Consider the following 16,593-nt stretch of genomic DNA (forward strand, 5'->3'; position numbering starts at 1 on the left):
CCGCCTTCCCTGCTGGCGCGGGAGTGGGCCGTTGCTGCCGCTGAGCGTGGTCGGGTAGCACCGATGTTCCTGCAAAGGCCCCGCCGGACCGGCGGGGCCTTTGTGGCACGTACTCTAGGTAGCAGTACGACCTCACTCACGAAGGACTAAGACACTGGGCAAGCGACAGCCCGAAGGCCCGCCGCCCGCACCCGCGGTGCAGCGCATCCGTCTGCGCTACACCAAGCGCGGCCGCCTCCGGTTCACCAGCCACCGCGACTTCCAGCGCGCCTTCGAGCGGGCACTGCGCCGGGCCGAGGTGCCCATGGCGTACTCGGCAGGCTTCACCCCGCACCCGAAGGTGTCGTACGCGAACGCCGCCCCGACCGGTACCGGCAGCGAGGCCGAGTACCTGGAGATCCAGCTCGCCGAGGTGCGCGACCCCGCCCGCCTGCGCGAGCTGCTCGACGAGTCGCTGCCCGACGGGCTCGACATCGTCGACGCGGTGGAGGCCCGCACCTCCGCCTTCGCCGACCGGCTGCAGGCCTCGGTGTGGGAGCTGCGGCTCGACGGCGTCGAGCCGGCCGAGGCCGGGCGCGCCGTGGCCGCCTTCCTCGCGGCGGAGAGTGTGGAGGTCCAGCGCCGTACCAAAAACGGGTTGCGGACCTTCGACGCCCGGGCTGCGGTGACCCGACTCGAGGCGCTCGAAGCTCCGGCCGATAGGCCCGGTGACGCAGCCTGTGCGATACTGCGGCTGGTTGTTCGGCATGACACACCCGCCGTACGACCCGACGACGTCCTGTCCGGTCTCCGCGCTGTGGCCGACCTGGCGCCGCCGGTCCCCGCAGCGGTGACCAGGCTGGCGCAGGGGCTGCTCGATGAGGAGTCCGGCACGGTGACCGATCCGCTCGCGCCCGACCGCGACGCCACCCCGGCCGCCCCACCCACGGCCGCCGGACCGAGCGCCGCGCAGCAGGTGCCGGAAGGTTCCGCGTAAGGACGGCCGTCGAACGCGCCGCCGATCCACCAGGGAGCCACCCGGTCCGGCCGGCGCACTGACCAGGAGACTTTCGCCGGTGCCGACGAGACTCGGCCCCGGCGAGCGAGACGACAGCTCCCGTGCGGCGACCGCGCCCCGGACGGCGGTTCCGCGCTCATCACGCGGGCCGACGGGCCGGAACACGACGCGGCGCCCGGGAGCGTGACGGGAGAACCGCCCGCATGCTCGAATCCATTGAGCCCACCGAGACCGGTGGCGCCTCCGGCGCCCCGGCCGGTCCCACCGATACGACCTCCGCGTCGCCTAGCGACACGTTGCCCCCGCGGCGCCGCCGCCGGGTGGCCTCGCGGCCGGCCGGGACGCCGGAGGCGTCCGCAGCCGACCCTGCGGTCCCTGCCGACCCCGTGGCCCCCGCGGCGGACGCCGCCGAGGAGAAGCCGGCGCGTACGCGCCGCCGGACCACGCGCAAGGCCGCCGAGGCGGAGCCGGCAGGCACCGAGGCCGCCGAGGCCGCCGAAGCCCCCGAGGAGAAGCCCGCTCGCACGCGCCGCCGTGCGACCCGTGCGGTTGCCGCGCCCGAGGCGCCTGCGGCCGAGCCCGCGGCCGAGGAGGCCGCCGAGCCCGCCCGTACGCGCCGTCGCGCGACGCGCAAGGCCGCTGCTCCCGCCGAGCCCGAGACCGAGGCCGTGACGGCCGAGGTCGCTGAGGCCGCTGAAGAGACCCCTGCCCGTCCGCGTCGCCGTGCGACCCGTCGGGCGACCGCGCCGGCCGGTGCCCCGCAGGGTGCGGAGGAGGCTGTGACGGCCGACGCCGCCGAGGAGACGCCCTCCCGTACGCGTCGCCGGGCCGCGCGCCCCGCGACCGCGCCGGAGGCTGTGGAGGAGGCTGCCGAGGCCCCCGAGATCCCTGAGGCCCCCGCCCGTACGCGTCGTCGCGCCACCCGCCGCGCGACCGCTCCGGCCGGTGCGCCTGAGGCCGCCGAGGCTGCAGTTGCCGAGGTCGAGGCCGCCGCCGAGCAGGCCGGGGTCGTCGAGCCGGTTGCCGAAGAGGTTGCCGAGGAGCCGGAGGCCGTTGTCGAGGCCCCCGTCGCGGCGCCCGCCCGTGGCCGTCGCCGGGCGACCCGCCCGGTCGCCGCGCCCGTGGCCGTCGCGGAGACCGCCGAGTCCGTTGTCGCCGAGCCGGCTGCCGTTGCCGCGGTCCCCGCAGAGGAGCCGCAGGCCCAGCAGGTCGTCGCCGCGCCGGTGCGTCCGCGCCGCCGTGCCACCGCGCCCGCCGGCGCGCCCCAGGCCGCCGAGGAGGCGCAGGTGCAGGAGACCCGCGAGGAGGCCACCGAGGCCGCAGCTGCGGAGGCGCCGCGTCGCCGTCGTGTGACCCGCCGGGTGACCTCTCCGGCCGGTGCGCCGGAGGCCGCCGAGGCCGCTGTTGCGGAGGAGCCGCAGGCCGAGGAGGCCGTGGAGGAGCCGCGTCGCCGTCGTGCGACCCGTCGCGCCACCGCCGCGGCCGGTGCGCCGCAGGCCGTCGAGGAGGCCGCTGCCGAGGAGGCGGAGATGCCCGCCGAGGGCCGTTCCCGCCGCCGTGCGGTGCGTCGTGCCGGCGCGCCCGCCGGTGCCCCGCAGGCCGCCGAGACCGTCGCCGGTGAGCCGGAGGCCGTGGAGGCCGAGGAGACCGCGGAGGCCGTGGAGGAGCCGCGTCGCCGCCGTACGGCCCGTCGCACCGCCGCCCCTGCCGAGGAGACCGCCGGGGAGACCGGCGCACCCGAAGGCCGCACCCGCCGGCGGGCCGTGCGGCCGCCGACGGCCATGTTCCAGGCGCCGGTCTTCGCCGAGCCGATGTTCCAGACGCCCGAGACCGCCGCTGCCGCTGCCGCCGTCGTGCCGGAGGAGCCGGCCGAGGAGGAGGCCGTCGCCGAGGTCCCGGCGCCCGCCGAGAGCGGACGCCGCCGTCGCCGCCGCCGTGGCGAGCCCGTCGAGGCGCCGGCCGTCGAGCTGGCCGCCGAGGAGGAGCCGCAGGAGGCCGAGGCCGCCGAGGAGGCGGAGGAGGAGCAGGGCGAGCGCCCGTCGCGCCGTCGCCGCCGTGGTGGCCGCCGCCGTCGCCGGGGCGAGGCCGCGGAGGCCGAGGGCACCGAGGAGGAGCCGGAGGCCGAGGACGAGGAGCCCGAGGCCGCCGAGGAGGAGGCCGACGAGGACGAGGAGGCCGGCGTCTCCGCGTCCGCCGGCAGCCGTCGCCGTCGTCGCCGCCGGCGCCGCAGCGGCGAGGCCGTCGAGGCCGAGCCGGGTTCCGACGAGCCCGAGCGCACCGTCGTCAAGGTCCGCGAGCCGCGTCCGCGGACCGAGGGCGGCACGGGCTTCGACGAGGTGCAGTCCATCAAGGGCTCGACCCGCATGGAGGCCAAGAAGCAGCGTCGCCGCGAGGGGCGCGAGCAGGGCCGCCGCCGGGTGCCGATCATCACGGAGGCCGAGTTCCTGGCCCGCCGTGAGGCCGTCGAGCGCGTGATGGTCGTCCGCGAGAACGGCGACCGCACCCAGATCGGCGTGCTGGAGGACAACGTCCTCGTCGAGCACTTCGTCAACAAGGAGCAGGCCGCCAGCTACGTCGGCAACGTCTACCTGGGCAAGGTCCAGAACGTCCTGCCGTCCATGGAGGCCGCGTTCGTCGACATCGGCAAGGGCCGCAACGCGGTCCTGTACGCGGGCGAGGTCAACTTCGAGGCGCTCGGCATGGGCAGCGGCCCGCGCCGCATCGAGACCGCGCTGAAGTCCGGCCAGTCCGTGCTCGTCCAGGTCACCAAGGACCCGATCGGCCACAAGGGCGCCCGGCTCACCAGCCAGGTCTCGCTGCCCGGCCGCTACCTGGTCTACGTGCCCGAGGGCTCGATGACCGGCATCAGCCGCAAGCTGCCCGACACCGAGCGGGCGCGCCTGAAGACCATCCTCAAGAAGATCGTCCCCGAGGACGCGGGCGTCATCGTGCGCACCGCCGCCGAGGGCGCGAGCGAGGACGAGCTGCGCCGTGACGTCGAGCGTCTGCAGGCGCAGTGGGAGGAGATCCAGAAGAAGGCGAAGAGCGGCAACGCCCCGACCCTGCTGTACGGCGAGCCGGACATGACGGTCCGGGTCGTCCGCGACATCTTCAACGAGGACTTCTCCAAGGTCATCGTCAGCGGCGACAACGCCTGGGAGACCATCCACGGCTACGTCTCGCAGGTCGCGCCCGACCTCGCGGACCGGCTGCAGAAGTGGACGTCGGACGTCGACGTCTTCGCCACGTACCGGATCGACGAGCAGCTGATGAAGGCGCTGGACCGCAAGGTCTGGCTGCCGAGCGGCGGTTCGCTCGTCATCGACCGGACCGAGGCGATGGTCGTGGTCGACGTCAACACCGGCAAGTTCACCGGCCAGGGCGGCAACCTGGAGGAGACGGTCACCAGGAACAACCTGGAGGCGGCCGAGGAGATCGTGCGCCAGCTGCGGCTGCGCGACCTCGGCGGCATCATCGTGATCGACTTCATCGACATGGTGCTCGAGTCCAACCGGGACCTGGTGCTGCGGCGCCTGCTGGAGTGCCTGGGCCGGGACCGCACGAAGCACCAGGTCGCCGAGGTGACCTCGCTGGGTCTGGTCCAGATGACCCGCAAGCGGGTGGGCCAGGGCCTGCTGGAGTCCTTCTCCGAGCAGTGCGTGCACTGCAACGGCCGTGGCGTCATCGTCCACATGGACCAGCCGACCACGGTCGGCGGCGGTGGCGGCGGCAAGCGCGGCAAGAAGAAGGGCAAGGCGGCGCCCGCTCCGCAGGCTCCGGAGGCCGTCGAGGCTCCCGAGGCCGCGCCCGAGCTGGAGCCCGTCCCGGTGACGGAGGCGGAGCTCGTGCCGTCCGTCTCCGGCGAGGACGAGTGGTTCAGCAGCCCTGCTGAGGCGGAGGCCGCCGCGGCCGCCCGTGGCGGCCGTACGCGGCGCCGGGCGACCCGCAAGGTGTCGGCCCCGGCGGCGCCGGCGGAGCCCGAGGTCGTCGTGGCTGCTGCTCCGGCCCCGGCCCCGGCCGAGCCCGAGGTGCCGGCCGCCGAGCCCGAGCCGGAGCCCGAGGCCCCGGTGGCGGCGCCCCGTGCGCGGCGCCGGGCGACCCGCAAGGCGTCCGCTCCGGCGGGTGCGCCGGAGGGCGCCGGGGAGACGGCCGTCGTGGTCGTCGGTGCACCGGCCGCGGAGCCGGAGGCCGAGCCGGAGCCCGTGCAGGCCGAGGCGGAGGTCGGGGCGGAAGCCGTCGAGGAGGCCGCTCCGGCCAAGAAGACGGCCCGTAAGACGGCCGCCAAGAAGGCCACGGCGAAGAAGACGACGGCGAAGAAGGCAGCCGCCAAGAAGACGACGACTGCCAAGAAGACGACGGCGAAGAAGGCCACGGCCAAGAAGACCGCCGCCAAGAAGACGGCGAAGAAGGCCGTCGCCGAGGACTGAGTCCCGAGGCCGGGGGCCGGGGAGAATTCCCCGACCCCCGGCCCGGGGGCCCGGTTTGACCCCCTGGTCAAGGCCCCGTAACCTTGACCGTCGGTGTCTGTGCAAACCTGTGCGACACCGAAACCCCTGAGCAAACACCTCCCGGCTCCGCCGGGGGAGGCCGCTCGTCCCCACAAGGATCGTCATGGGCTCTGCCCGTGCGAGCGGCTGGCATCAGAGGTCCCGTTCCTAGCGAGAGAGAGTTCCGCGTGTACGCGATCGTGCGCACCGGCGGCCGTCAGCAGAAGGTTGCTGTCGGCGACGTCATCGAGGTTGACCGTATTTCCACCAGCAAGGTCGGCGACACCGTCGAGCTCTCCACGCTGCTGGTCGTCGACGGTGACGCTGTCACCAGCGACCCGTGGGTCCTGGCCGGCGTGAAGGTCCAGGCCGAGGTTGTCGACCACCACAAGGGCGACAAGATCCGGATCCAGAAGTACAAGAACAAGACCGGTTACAAGAAGCGCATCGGCCACCGCCAGCTGCACACCGCGCTGAAGATCACCGGCATCGACGCTCCGGCGAAGTAAGGGACTGAGAACACATGGCACACAAGAAGGGCGCATCGTCCACCCGGAACGGTCGCGACTCGAATGCCCAGCGGCTCGGTGTGAAGCGCTTCGGCGGTCAGACCGTGCTCGCCGGTGAGATCCTGGTCCGCCAGCGCGGCACCCACTTCCACCCGGGCGCCGGCGTCGGCCGTGGTGGCGACGACACGCTGTTCGCGCTGCAGGCCGGTGCGGTGCAGTTCGGCACCCACCGTGGCCGCAAGGTCGTCAACATCGTTCCGGTTGCCTGATCACTCACCTGATACAGGCTCCGTAGAGCGATAGCGAGGGCGGACCTCCCTTCCCCGGCCCCGGGGAAGCGGGTCCGCCCTCGCTGCGTTACAACAAAGACATTCCGTATACATCCCGTACTCCCCCAGCCTTCGGCCGGGGGGACCCCCACAGGAGGCACACGCTATGACCACCTTCGTGGACCGCGTCGAGCTGCACGTCGCCGCGGGTAACGGAGGCCACGGCTGCGCCTCCGTCCACCGTGAGAAGTTCAAGCCGCTCGGCGGCCCCGACGGCGGCAACGGCGGCCGTGGCGGGGACGTGATCCTGGTCGTCGACCAGTCCGTCACCACGCTCCTGGACTATCACCACAGCCCGCACCGCAAGGCCACCAACGGCAAGCCCGGCGAGGGCGGCAACCGCTCCGGCAAGGACGGCACGGACCTCGTGCTGCCCGTCCCGGACGGCACCGTCGTCCAGGACCGCCACGGCAACGTGCTCGCCGACCTCGTCGGCCAGGGCACCCGGTTCATCGCCGCCCAGGGCGGCCGTGGCGGCCTCGGCAACGCCGCGCTGGCCTCGGCCCGCCGCAAGGCGCCCGGCTTCGCGCTGCTGGGCGTGCCCGGCGACGCCCAGGACATCGTCCTGGAGCTGAAGACCGTCGCCGACGTGGCCCTCGTGGGCTACCCGAGCGCGGGCAAGTCCTCGCTGATCTCGGTGCTGTCGGCCGCCAAGCCGAAGATCGCGGACTACCCGTTCACCACCCTGGTGCCGAACCTCGGCGTGGTCACGGCCGGTTCCACCGTCTACACCATCGCCGACGTCCCCGGTCTGATCCCCGGTGCCAGCCAGGGCAAGGGCCTGGGCCTGGAGTTCCTGCGGCACGTCGAGCGCTGCTCGGTGCTCGTGCACGTGCTGGACACGGCCACGCTGGAGTCCGAGCGCGACCCGCTGACCGACCTCGACGTCATCGAGGCCGAGCTCAAGGAGTACGGCGGCCTGGACGACCGGCCGCGCCTCGTCGTCCTCAACAAGGTCGACATCCCCGACGGCCGGGACCTCGCCGAGATGATCCGCCCCGAGCTGGAGGGCCGCGGCTACCGCATCTTCGAGGTGTCGGCGGTCTCCCGCGAGGGCCTGAAGGAGCTCTCCTTCGCCCTGGCCGGCATCGTCGCGGAGGCGCGTGCCGCCAAGCCGAAGGAGGAGGCGACCCGGATCGTCATCCGCCCGAAGGCGGTGGACGACGCGGGCTTCACGGTCACCCTGGAGGACGACGGCATCTACCGCGTGCGCGGTGAGAAGCCGGAGCGCTGGGTGCGCCAGACCGACTTCAGCAACGACGAGGCCGTCGGCTACCTGGCCGACCGCCTCAACCGCCTCGGTGTCGAGGAGGAGTTGATGAAGTCCGGTGCGCGGGCCGGCGACGGCGTCGCGATCGGCAGCGAGGAGGACGCGGTCGTCTTCGACTGGGAGCCGTCGATGGCCGCCGGTGCGGAGATGCTGGGCCGCCGTGGCGAGGACCACCGCTTCGAGGCCCCGCGCCCGGCCGCCCAGCGCCGCCGCGACCGCGAGGCCGAGCGGGACGACGTGCAGAACGAGTACGAGGGCTTCAACCCCTTCGGGGAGTAGGTCCGTTGAACGCCGGAGGGGCGGGACGACATGAGTCGTCCCGCCCCTCCGGCGTTCGCCGTACGGAAGTTCAGCCCCGCTGCCCGGCCTCCACGGCCTCCCGCGGTGCGGGCACGGCCGAGGCCCGCTCGGCCATCCGCGCCTGCCGTGCGTCGGCCTCGGCCGCCAGGTCCAGCGCCGCCCGGTTGAACCGCACCAGCGACGGCGGGTCCGACGGGCCCAGCAGCTGCACCTTCAACTCGCTGCGCGCGGCGGCCAGTCCGTCCTGCGCCGGGTCGCGCACGGCGGCCAGCAGCCCGGCGATCCCGTCCGCCTCCGGGGTGAGGACCGTCGCCGCGCTGACGGTCGGGAAGTTCGCCCGGAACTCGTCCTCGCTCATCCCGCTCGTGTTCGCGACCGCGTACGGCTTCTCGCTGATCAGGTAGTCCGAGACCACGCTCGACACGTCGCTGACGAGCAGCCGCGCCTGGTTGAAGCAACTGAAGAGGGACGGCCGCGCGTCCGTGATGATCTGGTGCTCCCACTCCGGCAGCGAGGCCCAATAGGCCGCCTCCCAGGCCGCGGTGGCGTCCGCGACGCCCGCCGCGCGGCCCGGCTCCGGGGTGCCCTGCAGCAGCATGCGCTCCACTTCGTCCGCACTGTCGCGGAAGGAGCTGGTGGTCAGGGCCTCCAGCTCGGCCGCGCGGCGGGCCGGCCCGGCCGCGGCCTCCGGGCCGGGACGGGGGCCGCCGCGGCGGGAGTTGGCCTCGCGGATCATGGCCTGGATGCGCTCGTCGGCCTGCCCGGCGCGGGGGTCGACGGAGCCGGTCATCGGGTGCGGCTTGTACAGCAGCCGGACCTTGGGGTCGGCCAGCAGCCCGCGGACGATGTTCTCGCCGGCGAGCATGACGGACGTGTTGCCCGGGTTGCCGTCCCAGCCCTCCCAGGTGGGCGCGTACAGCACGGTGACGTACTCGTCCTCGCCGGGAGGCGTCGTGCTGCACGGCAGGATCGGGGCGAGCTGCGGGCGGCCGACCTCGACGACGTCCTTGTCCTCGACGCCGATGTCGGCGAGCTGGTAGCGCTCGCGGGCGGCGGGGCCGGCGACCCAGACCTCGTCGTAGGCCTTGGAGTAGGGGTTGCAGCTGGAGAGCTTGTCGCTCTCGCCGTGGTTGGTGAAGGCGTGCTTGATCGACGGCATCCGCAGCACCTGCGAGGTCTTGCCGGAGTTCGCGGGGTGCAGCATGATCTTGAGTGTCGACTTCTCCAGGGCCATCAGGTGGACGACCTTGGGGATGCAGACGATGGGCACGTCCGTGGCCTCGATCTTCTGCACCATGAACCGCTCGCGCAGCACGATGACGGGCCTGCCGTCGAGCTCGGCGAGCGTGGAGAGCCACATGTTGGCCTGGTAGGCCGAGGTGGTGCCGCCGGAGAAGTACATGCCGACGGTGGGCTTGTAGTCCGCGAGCCACCGGTCGAGCCACTCCAGCGCCTGCTTCTCGTCGGCGATGCGCCGCTCCGGCTTGAGCCAGCCCGCGAGGTGCACGGTGCCGGCGACGGCGAGCAGCACGCCCGCGGCGACTCCGCTCTCGGCCCACACGGTGTCCGAGGTGGCCACGGTGAGCAGCAGGCCGACGGTGGGGGCGCCGGCGAAGCGCAGCAGCCGCCGGCCGTGCTGGCGGTACAGCAGGCGCGGTGGCGCGGCGGTCAGGTGCAGTCCGTCGGTGTCGACGTTGCGGGTGACGAACGGCAGGGTGCGGGTGCGCTTGACGATGATCGCGAGCGCCTGGCAGGCGAGGTGCGCGCCGTAGAAGAGGACCAGCCCGGAGACGACCGTGGTGTAGCCGCGCAGGGAGTTGTCGCTGTTGAGGCGCAGGAGCCCGACCAGGATCAGGACGTCGCGCAGCAGCTGCCGCACCATGACGTCGAAGCGGATCTTGCCGAGCAGCGAGAGCAGGCCGGGGTCGCGGTGCTGCAGGTAGAGGTCGAGGGCGAGGCCCGCTGTCGAGGCTGCGATCAGCAGGGCCGCCTGGGGCAGCAGCGCCCCCACGAACTGGGCGGCGAAGAACGCCAGCATCGCGAGCAGCGCCGCGAGCTGCACTGCTCGGCGGGAGGCTGTTCCGGCAGAAGGCACTGGGAGGGCTCCTGGCAGGAGGACTGGAGACGGAGATATAGGAGACGTTTGGATATTTGTGGGGGATTTGTTCCGACGTTGCGCAGAGACGGAACGACGGGGTCGACCACCGACCGTATGACGGGCGCCGGTCCCGGAGCAATCTTCCGATGCCGCAGCAGCCGTCAAACAGGGTCGAACGTCGACATCTCGTCAACGGGTAGATTTGCCTGCCTGCAGCACACAGCATGACCGGCGACCACAGGGGTGTACGTACGTGACAGGGGCAGGGGAGCAGCGGGGGACGCGGCAGGAAGTCCTGGACGCCCGCCGGATCGTGGTCAAGGTGGGATCCTCGTCACTCACCACTGCGGGCGGGGGACTGGACGCCGACCGGGTTGACGCGCTCGTCGACGTGCTGGCCCGGACGCTGCGCGAACAGGGCCCCGCGAACGCCGCCGCGAAGGAGATAGTGCTGGTCTCCTCGGGCGCCATCGCCGCCGGGCTCGCCCCGCTGGGCCTGGACCGCCGCCCGCGCGACCTCGCCCGGCAGCAGGCCGCCGCCAGCGTCGGCCAGGGCCTGCTCGTCGCCCGCTACACCGCCTCCTTCGCCCGCTACGGCCGGCGCGTCGGCCAGGTGCTGCTGACGAGCGACGACACCAGCCGCCGCGCGCACTACCGCAACGCCCGCCGCACGCTGGACCAGCTGCTGGCGATGGGCGCCGTGCCCGTCGTCAACGAGAACGACACCGTCGCCACGGACGAGATCCGCTTCGGCGACAACGACCGGCTCGCCGCCCTCGTCGCCCACCTCGTCCGCGCCGACCTGCTGATCCTGCTCTCGGACGTGGACGGCCTCTACGACGGCGACCCCAGCACCCCGGGCACCTCGCGGATCGCCGAGGTCCGCGGCCCGCAGGACCTGGAGGGCATCTCGATCGGCAGCGTCGGCAAGGCGGGCGTCGGCACGGGCGGCATGGTCACCAAGGTCGAGGCGGCCCGGATCGCGGCCGCCGCCGGCATCCCCGTGGTGCTCACCTCCGCCAGCCAGGCCGACGCCGCCCTGCGCGGACGGGCCACCGGCACGTTCTTCCACCGCACCGGCCGCCGCTCCGCCGACCGCCTGCTGTGGCTCGCCCACGCCTCTGCCCCGCGCGGCGCCCTGGTGCTGGACGACGGGGCCGTCAAGGCCGTGGTCGAGGGCACCGGTTCGCTGCTGCCCGCGGGCATCGCCTCCGTCGAGGGCGAGTTCAGTGCTGGTGACCCCGTCGAGCTGCGGGACACCACGGGCCACGCCGTCGCGCGCGGGCTGGTCGCCTTCGACGCGGGGGAGATCCCGCAGCTGCTGGGCCGCTCGACCCGCGAGCTCGCGCGCGAGCTGGGCCCCGAGTACGAGCGCGAGGTCGTGCACCGGGACGACCTGGTCGTGCTGCACCGCTGACGGACGTCAAACGGGGGTGATGCGGGCCGGGAAGTGCCGGTCAGCAGAGCCTTTCCTCGGTCCTTTCCGCAAAACCCCCACACCGCCGCCCGCCGACTGGTCAACTTTGAGGTACGGCAGCACAACGAGAACCAGCACGGCACGGCTCCGCACCCCGCGCGCGGAGCAGCGATCAACAGGAGGCCGCCGGTGAGACGAGGGCGCCCAGGGGCGCAGCCCAAGGGGACGGCGGAGCGCACACTGACCAGTGTCGGGTCCGGCACGCCGGACACGGCGGGCCGGCCGGGCGGCGAGCCGCCCGGCGATGTGTCGCGGCTGTGGCACATCACCCTCAGCGTCTCGGGCAGCGAGGCGCCGCTGAAGGAGGTCCGGCGGGCGCTCGAACAGCTCGCGCACGACCATCCGTTCCTGCTGACCAGCCGCTACGCCAACGACCACGCCGAGATCCGGTACTGGGAGGAGGCGCGCGACCTGCACGACGCGGCCGCCGTCGCGCTGCGGCTGTGGGGCGAGCACCGCTCCACGGCCAGGCTCCCGCCGTGGGAGATCGTCGGCCTGGAGGTCATCGACCGCGAGACCTACCACCAGCGCATCGCAGAGGGCCACGGCCCGCTGCCGGCGACACCGGTGGGCGTCCACCCGTTCTGAGAGCGCGCCCCGTCTCGCGCCCCGCAAGGGGCGCGGGGAACTGCGCGAGCAACCACCGCGGACCCGCAGCCGAACGCGAACCGCCCGGGCGGGCGTCCCGCACTGTGGAATCCCCCCGACCGCCCCCGGCGCGAGGGTTAGGCTCGGGGCCATGAGCAGCGTCTTCCCCTCCCCCCTCGCCGACCCGATGCCGCAGTCGCCCGTCCTGCGCGCCGCCTACCGCGCCCGCGCCGCGGCCGCCGACCTGGCGCCACTGCCGAGGTCGGCGAAGGACGAGGCGCTGCTGGCCATCGCCGACGCGCTGGAGGTCCGCACCCGCGAGATCGTCGACGCCAACGCGGAGGACGTCGCGAAGGCCCGGGCCGCGGGCACGGACGAGGGCATCATCGACCGGCTCACCCTCACGCCCGAGCGGGTGCGCGCCATCGCCAAGGACGTCCGCGACGTGGCGGCGCTGCCCGACCCGGTGGGCGAGGTCGTGCGCGGCTCGACCCTGCCCAACGGCATCGACCTGCGCCAGGTCCGCGTCCCGCTGGGCGTCGTCGGCATCATCTACGAGGCCCGCCCCAACGTCACGGTCGACGCCGCCGCGCTGTGCCTGAAGTCCGGCAACGCCGTGCTGCTGCGCGGCTCGTCCTCCGCCTACGCCTCCAACACCGCCCTGGTGCGGGTGATCCGCGACGCGGTCGGCGGCGCCGGGCTGCCGGCGGACGCGGTGCAGCTGGTGCCGGGCGAGAGCCGCGAGTCGGTGCGCGAACTGATGCGCGCCCGCGGCATGGTCGACGTGCTGATCCCGCGCGGCGGCGCCTCACTGATCCGCACCGTCGTCCAGGAGTCCACGGTCCCGGTGATCGAGACGGGCACCGGCAACTGCCACGTGTACGTGGACGCCGAGGCCGACATCGACATGGCCGTCGAGATCCTGGTCAACTCCAAGGCCCAGCGCCCCAGCGTGTGCAACGCCGCCGAGACCCTGCTGGTGCACCAGGACATCGCCGGGCGCTTCCTGCCGCGCGCGCTGGCCGCGCTCGCCGAGGCCGGGGTGACCGTGCACGGCGACGAGCGGGTGCTGGAGCTGGCGGAGGGCTCCCCGGCCACGGTGGTGCCGGCCACCGCGGAGGACTGGGAGACCGAGTACCTGTCGTACGACATCGCCGCCGCGGTCGTGGACGACCTGGACGCGGCCGTACGCCACATCCGGCTGTGGACCTCCGGCCACACCGAGGCCATCGTCACGACCTCGCAGGCCGCCGCCCGCCGCTTCACCCGACTCGTGGACTCCACGACGGTCGCCGTCAACGCCTCGACGCGGTTCACCGACGGGGGCCAGTTCGGCTTCGGCGCCGAGATCGGCATCTCCACGCAGAAGCTCCACGCCCGCGGCCCGATGGGCCTGCCGGAGCTGACGTCGACGAAGTACATCGTGACGGGCGACGGGCACACGCGGCGCTAGGCCCCGCTGGACGGGCGGCTCTTCGGCTGCGGGCCGTCCGTGGCTGGTCGCGCAGTTCCCCGCGCCCCTGACGGGGCACGGATCCGGGGTGCGGTGTCGTGCCCCGTCAGGGGCGCGGGGAACTGCGCGAGCAACCCAAGCCGGCCCGCACCCGAACAACAGCCCCCAGCGCAGCAATTCCGGTACCGCCCACGCGGATTGAGCGCTTCGGGGCTACTCTGAACGGGTGCCGGACGACGTGGGGGGCAGGCCGTTCCCGGACGGCGAGGAGCCCGACAGCCACTGCCGCGGGGGCGCGGACGACCCGTTCGCCTCCGTGGTCTTCGACGAGGAGTTCGTGCGGGCCGCCGCGATCCACGAGCCCTCGGCGGCCGAGCGGATGCTCGCCGCCGACCGGGCCCGCTCCGGCGGCGGCCCCGCCGACGACGACCCGTACGAGGAGGCCGCCGGGGACGGCTTCCACCCGGGCCGGGCGATGGAGCTGCCCGGCCTCGCCCACGAGCTCGACCCCGACGACGCCTACGGCCCCTACGGGCGCTACGGCAACGCCCGGGGCCCCTACCGCGGCCACGCCCGCTGGCGCCGCCCGGTGGCCTGGGTGCTCGCCGTGATCATGGGCATAGGCGTGGTCGCCCTCGCCTTCGCCGCGGTCTACCGCGGCGCCGCCTCCGCCGGGGACCAGGAACCCGTCCCGCCGACCGCCACCACGGGGGCCGGGGCGCCCGCCGGGCCGCTCCCGTCCGTCTCGGCCGACTCGGAGCCCCCGGCCGCCCCGGCCGTGCCACGCCGGGGCTGACCGCCGCCCAAGGGCTTGGCCAAGGCTCTGCACGCCCGTAAGCGGAACCGGCAGTGGTTCACCCGGTAGCGTGAATTTTCGTCAGAACTTGTCGTGTACCAGCGCGTTTACCGAAGCCCCCACGGACCTACTCTTGAGGTATGGACGGGCCTGGAGACCCACCTGAGGGCGCGCCCGAGGGTGCCCCGGGAGGTGGCGACGAAGAGTACCGATCCGTCGTCTTCGACGAATCGTTCGTCCGTGCTGCCCGGCTCCGGGAGTTCTCCGCCCGCGAGCGCATGGACGACCACGCCCCGGCCGTCCGCACCCGGCACGCCTGGGTGCGCGTGAGCGCCTCGCGCCAGGTCCTCCTGCTGGTCATATTGATCACCCTCGCCTTCGGCACGGCCGTCTACATGGGCCTGCGCCACCCCTACAAGGAGCCCAGGCCGCCCTCCGCGGAGCCGCTGCGCGTCGCCCTCGTCCCGCTCGCCCCGCACGACGCCGTGCCCGGCGGGGACGCCAGGGCGCTCCTCGACCGCAGTCCGGCCGCCAAGTTCCGCGACGGGACCGACGGCGTCACCCTTCCGGCCGTACGGCGCACCCAGAATTTCTCCGAGTCCCTCGTGATGGCCGCGCTCGCCACGGCCAAGGAGTACACGGTCAAGTCCGCGCTCGACCCGGCCGTGCTCACCGGCGGTTCCCAGCGCACCGTCCGGCTGCTGCTGGCCCCCGACCAGCTGGACCAGTTCGACCGCAGCTTCGACAGGCCCGCGGACGACGGTCTGCACGAGGCCACCGGCTGGCTGGTCCGCTTCGACCCCTCCCAGGTCGCCCTCGCGGACGCGCCCGTCCGGGTCCAGGGCGTCTTCTCCGTCACCGAGGCCTCGCCGGCGGCGCTCGAGGTCTCCGCGGACCACACCTTCGTCTACGCCGTGCGCCCGGCGAAGCCGGGGAGCGGGCAGCCGGCCCAGGCCTCGCTGTTCACCGTGCGGCGCACCGTGAAGTTCCGCTTCGACCGCGACGACCTGCAGGAACACCATGTACAGGTGCTGCAGAGCGCGGTGCAGGCGGGCCCGGAGTCCTGCTCGGCGGACGACGCGTCCTACCTGAGGCCCCTGCTGGCCGGCCAGCGGGCCGCGGCCGGCGGCCCGGCCGACACGGACCCGTACACCACGGGCGTCCCCCAGACGGCCCTCTGCGGCTCCCTGGCCCCGGGTGCGGAGCCGGCCCGCTAGTCCCGGTTCCCCTGCCCGCGCCCGAACAGCTTCCCGCCGAGATCACCCACGCCCCCGGCCACGTCCCGCACGAGCCCCATCAGCGGGTCCTTGCTCGCCTTCACCGACTCCGCGTAGTGGCTCGCGGACTCCTTGAAGGAGTCCGTCACGGACGTTTCCTTGTCCTCCGACCTGCGCGGATAGTGCCCGTCCATGATCCGCTGGAAGTCCCGGCTCTCGGCGAACCGCTTCAGCTCCGCCGCCCGCACCGTGGCGAACGGATGGCTGCGCGGCAGCACGTTCATGATCTTCAGTACGGAGTCGCGCAGGTCGCCGCCGCGTTCGTACTCCTCCGCCTGGGCGAGGAACGCGTCCACGTTCATCTGGTGCAGGTGGTTGCCGCCCGCCAGCTTCATCAGGCCCCGCATCGACGCCTGCAGGTCCTGGCCGGCCAGCAGGCCCGCCCGGTCCGCCGACAGCTCGGACTTGCGGAACCACTCGCGCAGCGCCGTCACGATGGCCATCACCGCGATGTTGCCCAGCGGGATCCAGGCGACCTTGAGCGCCATGTTCGTCAGGAACAGCAGGATCGTGCGGTAGACCGCGTGCCCGGACAGCGCGTGGCCCGTCTCGTGCCCGACGACGGCCCGCATCTCCTCCTCGTCCAGCAGCTCCACCAGACCTGTGGTGACCACGATGATCGGCTCGTCCAGGCCGATGCACATCGCATTGGGCTGCGGGTCCTGGGTGACGTACATCGGCGGGAGCGCGGGGACGTCCAGGACCGCGCACGCGTCGACCAGCATCGCGTGCAGGTGCGGGAACTGCTGCTCGCTCACCCGTACCGAGTCCGACAGGTACAGCAGCCGCAGGCTGCGCTCGGGCAGCAGGCCGCTCAGCGCCTTGAAGACCGTGTCGAAACCGCTGAGCTTGCGCAGGGCCACCAGGGCCGAGCGGTCCGCCGGATGCTCGTACGCACGCGAGGAGATGTCCGGGAACCGCCTGCGCTCCCGTGCGGGCTCGGTGCTGTGGTCGAAACTGCCGTCACTCATCGCGACCCCCTCGGTGGGCTGCTCCGCGGCCCGTCCCCCGG

12 protein-coding genes are annotated in these 16,593 nt (G+C 73.5%); 10 read left to right on the plus strand and 2 right to left on the minus strand.

All coding sequences use genetic code 11. The features are described 5' to 3' along the window. The first annotated feature begins 196 nt into the window (after positions 1-196). The 5 genes from ACLHRZ_RS25910 to obgE all read left to right on the plus strand — a co-directional run bounded on the left by ACLHRZ_RS25910 (position 197) and on the right by obgE (position 7,871). Positions 197-976, plus strand: coding sequence for a TIGR03936 family radical SAM-associated protein (locus tag ACLHRZ_RS25910; protein WP_490420921.1), 780 nt, complete (start codon positions 197-199; stop codon positions 974-976). A 224-nt stretch (positions 977-1,200) separates the two neighbouring features. Further along, on the plus strand, positions 1,201-5,424 hold the full coding sequence (locus ACLHRZ_RS25915) for an Rne/Rng family ribonuclease (RefSeq protein WP_490420922.1): 4,224 nt from the start codon (positions 1,201-1,203) through the stop codon (positions 5,422-5,424). Between the two features lie 248 nt (positions 5,425-5,672). Further along, entirely contained in the window at positions 5,673-5,993 is a 321-nt protein-coding gene (gene rplU / locus ACLHRZ_RS25920; protein WP_018538042.1) for a 50S ribosomal protein L21, read from the plus strand. A 14-nt stretch (positions 5,994-6,007) separates the two neighbouring features. Beyond that, positions 6,008-6,262, plus strand: a complete 255-nt coding sequence (rpmA, locus tag ACLHRZ_RS25925) for a 50S ribosomal protein L27 (RefSeq protein WP_114036862.1) — start codon at positions 6,008-6,010, stop codon at positions 6,260-6,262. Positions 6,263-6,428: 166 nt separating this feature from the next. Beyond that, complete coding sequence (obgE, locus tag ACLHRZ_RS25930) at positions 6,429-7,871, plus strand: GTPase ObgE (protein WP_490420923.1); 1,443 nt, start codon at positions 6,429-6,431, stop codon at positions 7,869-7,871. Between the two features lie 70 nt (positions 7,872-7,941). On the opposite strand, the gene ACLHRZ_RS25935 is transcribed toward obgE, so the two are convergent. After that, on the minus strand, positions 7,942-9,987 hold the full coding sequence (locus ACLHRZ_RS25935; RefSeq protein ID WP_490420924.1) for a hypothetical protein: 2,046 nt from the start codon (positions 9,985-9,987) through the stop codon (positions 7,942-7,944). Positions 9,988-10,243: 256 nt separating this feature from the next. Between ACLHRZ_RS25935 and proB the strand changes: the two genes are divergently transcribed. From proB to ACLHRZ_RS25960, 5 genes are all read left to right on the plus strand, one after another. After that, entirely contained in the window at positions 10,244-11,407 is a 1,164-nt protein-coding gene (gene proB, locus ACLHRZ_RS25940; RefSeq protein WP_490420925.1) for a glutamate 5-kinase, read from the plus strand. A 189-nt stretch (positions 11,408-11,596) separates the two neighbouring features. Then, on the plus strand, positions 11,597-12,055 hold the full coding sequence (locus tag ACLHRZ_RS25945; RefSeq protein ID WP_490420926.1) for a DUF8830 family protein: 459 nt from the start codon (positions 11,597-11,599) through the stop codon (positions 12,053-12,055). A 151-nt stretch (positions 12,056-12,206) separates the two neighbouring features. Beyond that, a complete protein-coding gene (locus tag ACLHRZ_RS25950) occupies positions 12,207-13,508 on the plus strand; it encodes a glutamate-5-semialdehyde dehydrogenase (RefSeq protein ID WP_490420927.1) in 1,302 nt (433 codons plus the stop codon). 226 nt (positions 13,509-13,734) lie between these two features. Next, positions 13,735-14,304: an SCO2584 family spore wall biosynthesis protein gene (locus ACLHRZ_RS25955; RefSeq protein ID WP_490420928.1), complete on the plus strand. Its 570-nt coding sequence runs from the start codon at positions 13,735-13,737 to the stop codon at positions 14,302-14,304. Between the two features lie 140 nt (positions 14,305-14,444). Continuing rightward, on the plus strand, positions 14,445-15,521 hold the full coding sequence (locus ACLHRZ_RS25960; RefSeq protein ID WP_490420929.1) for an SCO2583 family membrane protein: 1,077 nt from the start codon (positions 14,445-14,447) through the stop codon (positions 15,519-15,521). Here ACLHRZ_RS25960 and ACLHRZ_RS25965 read toward each other — a convergent pair. Then, entirely contained in the window at positions 15,518-16,552 is a 1,035-nt protein-coding gene (locus tag ACLHRZ_RS25965; protein ID WP_490420930.1) for a M48 family metallopeptidase, read from the minus strand. The two genes, ACLHRZ_RS25960 and ACLHRZ_RS25965, sit on opposite strands and share 4 nt — an antisense overlap. Between the last annotated feature and the right edge of the window lie 41 nt (positions 16,553-16,593).

Source organism: Streptomyces sp. AM25 (assembly GCF_058146165.1).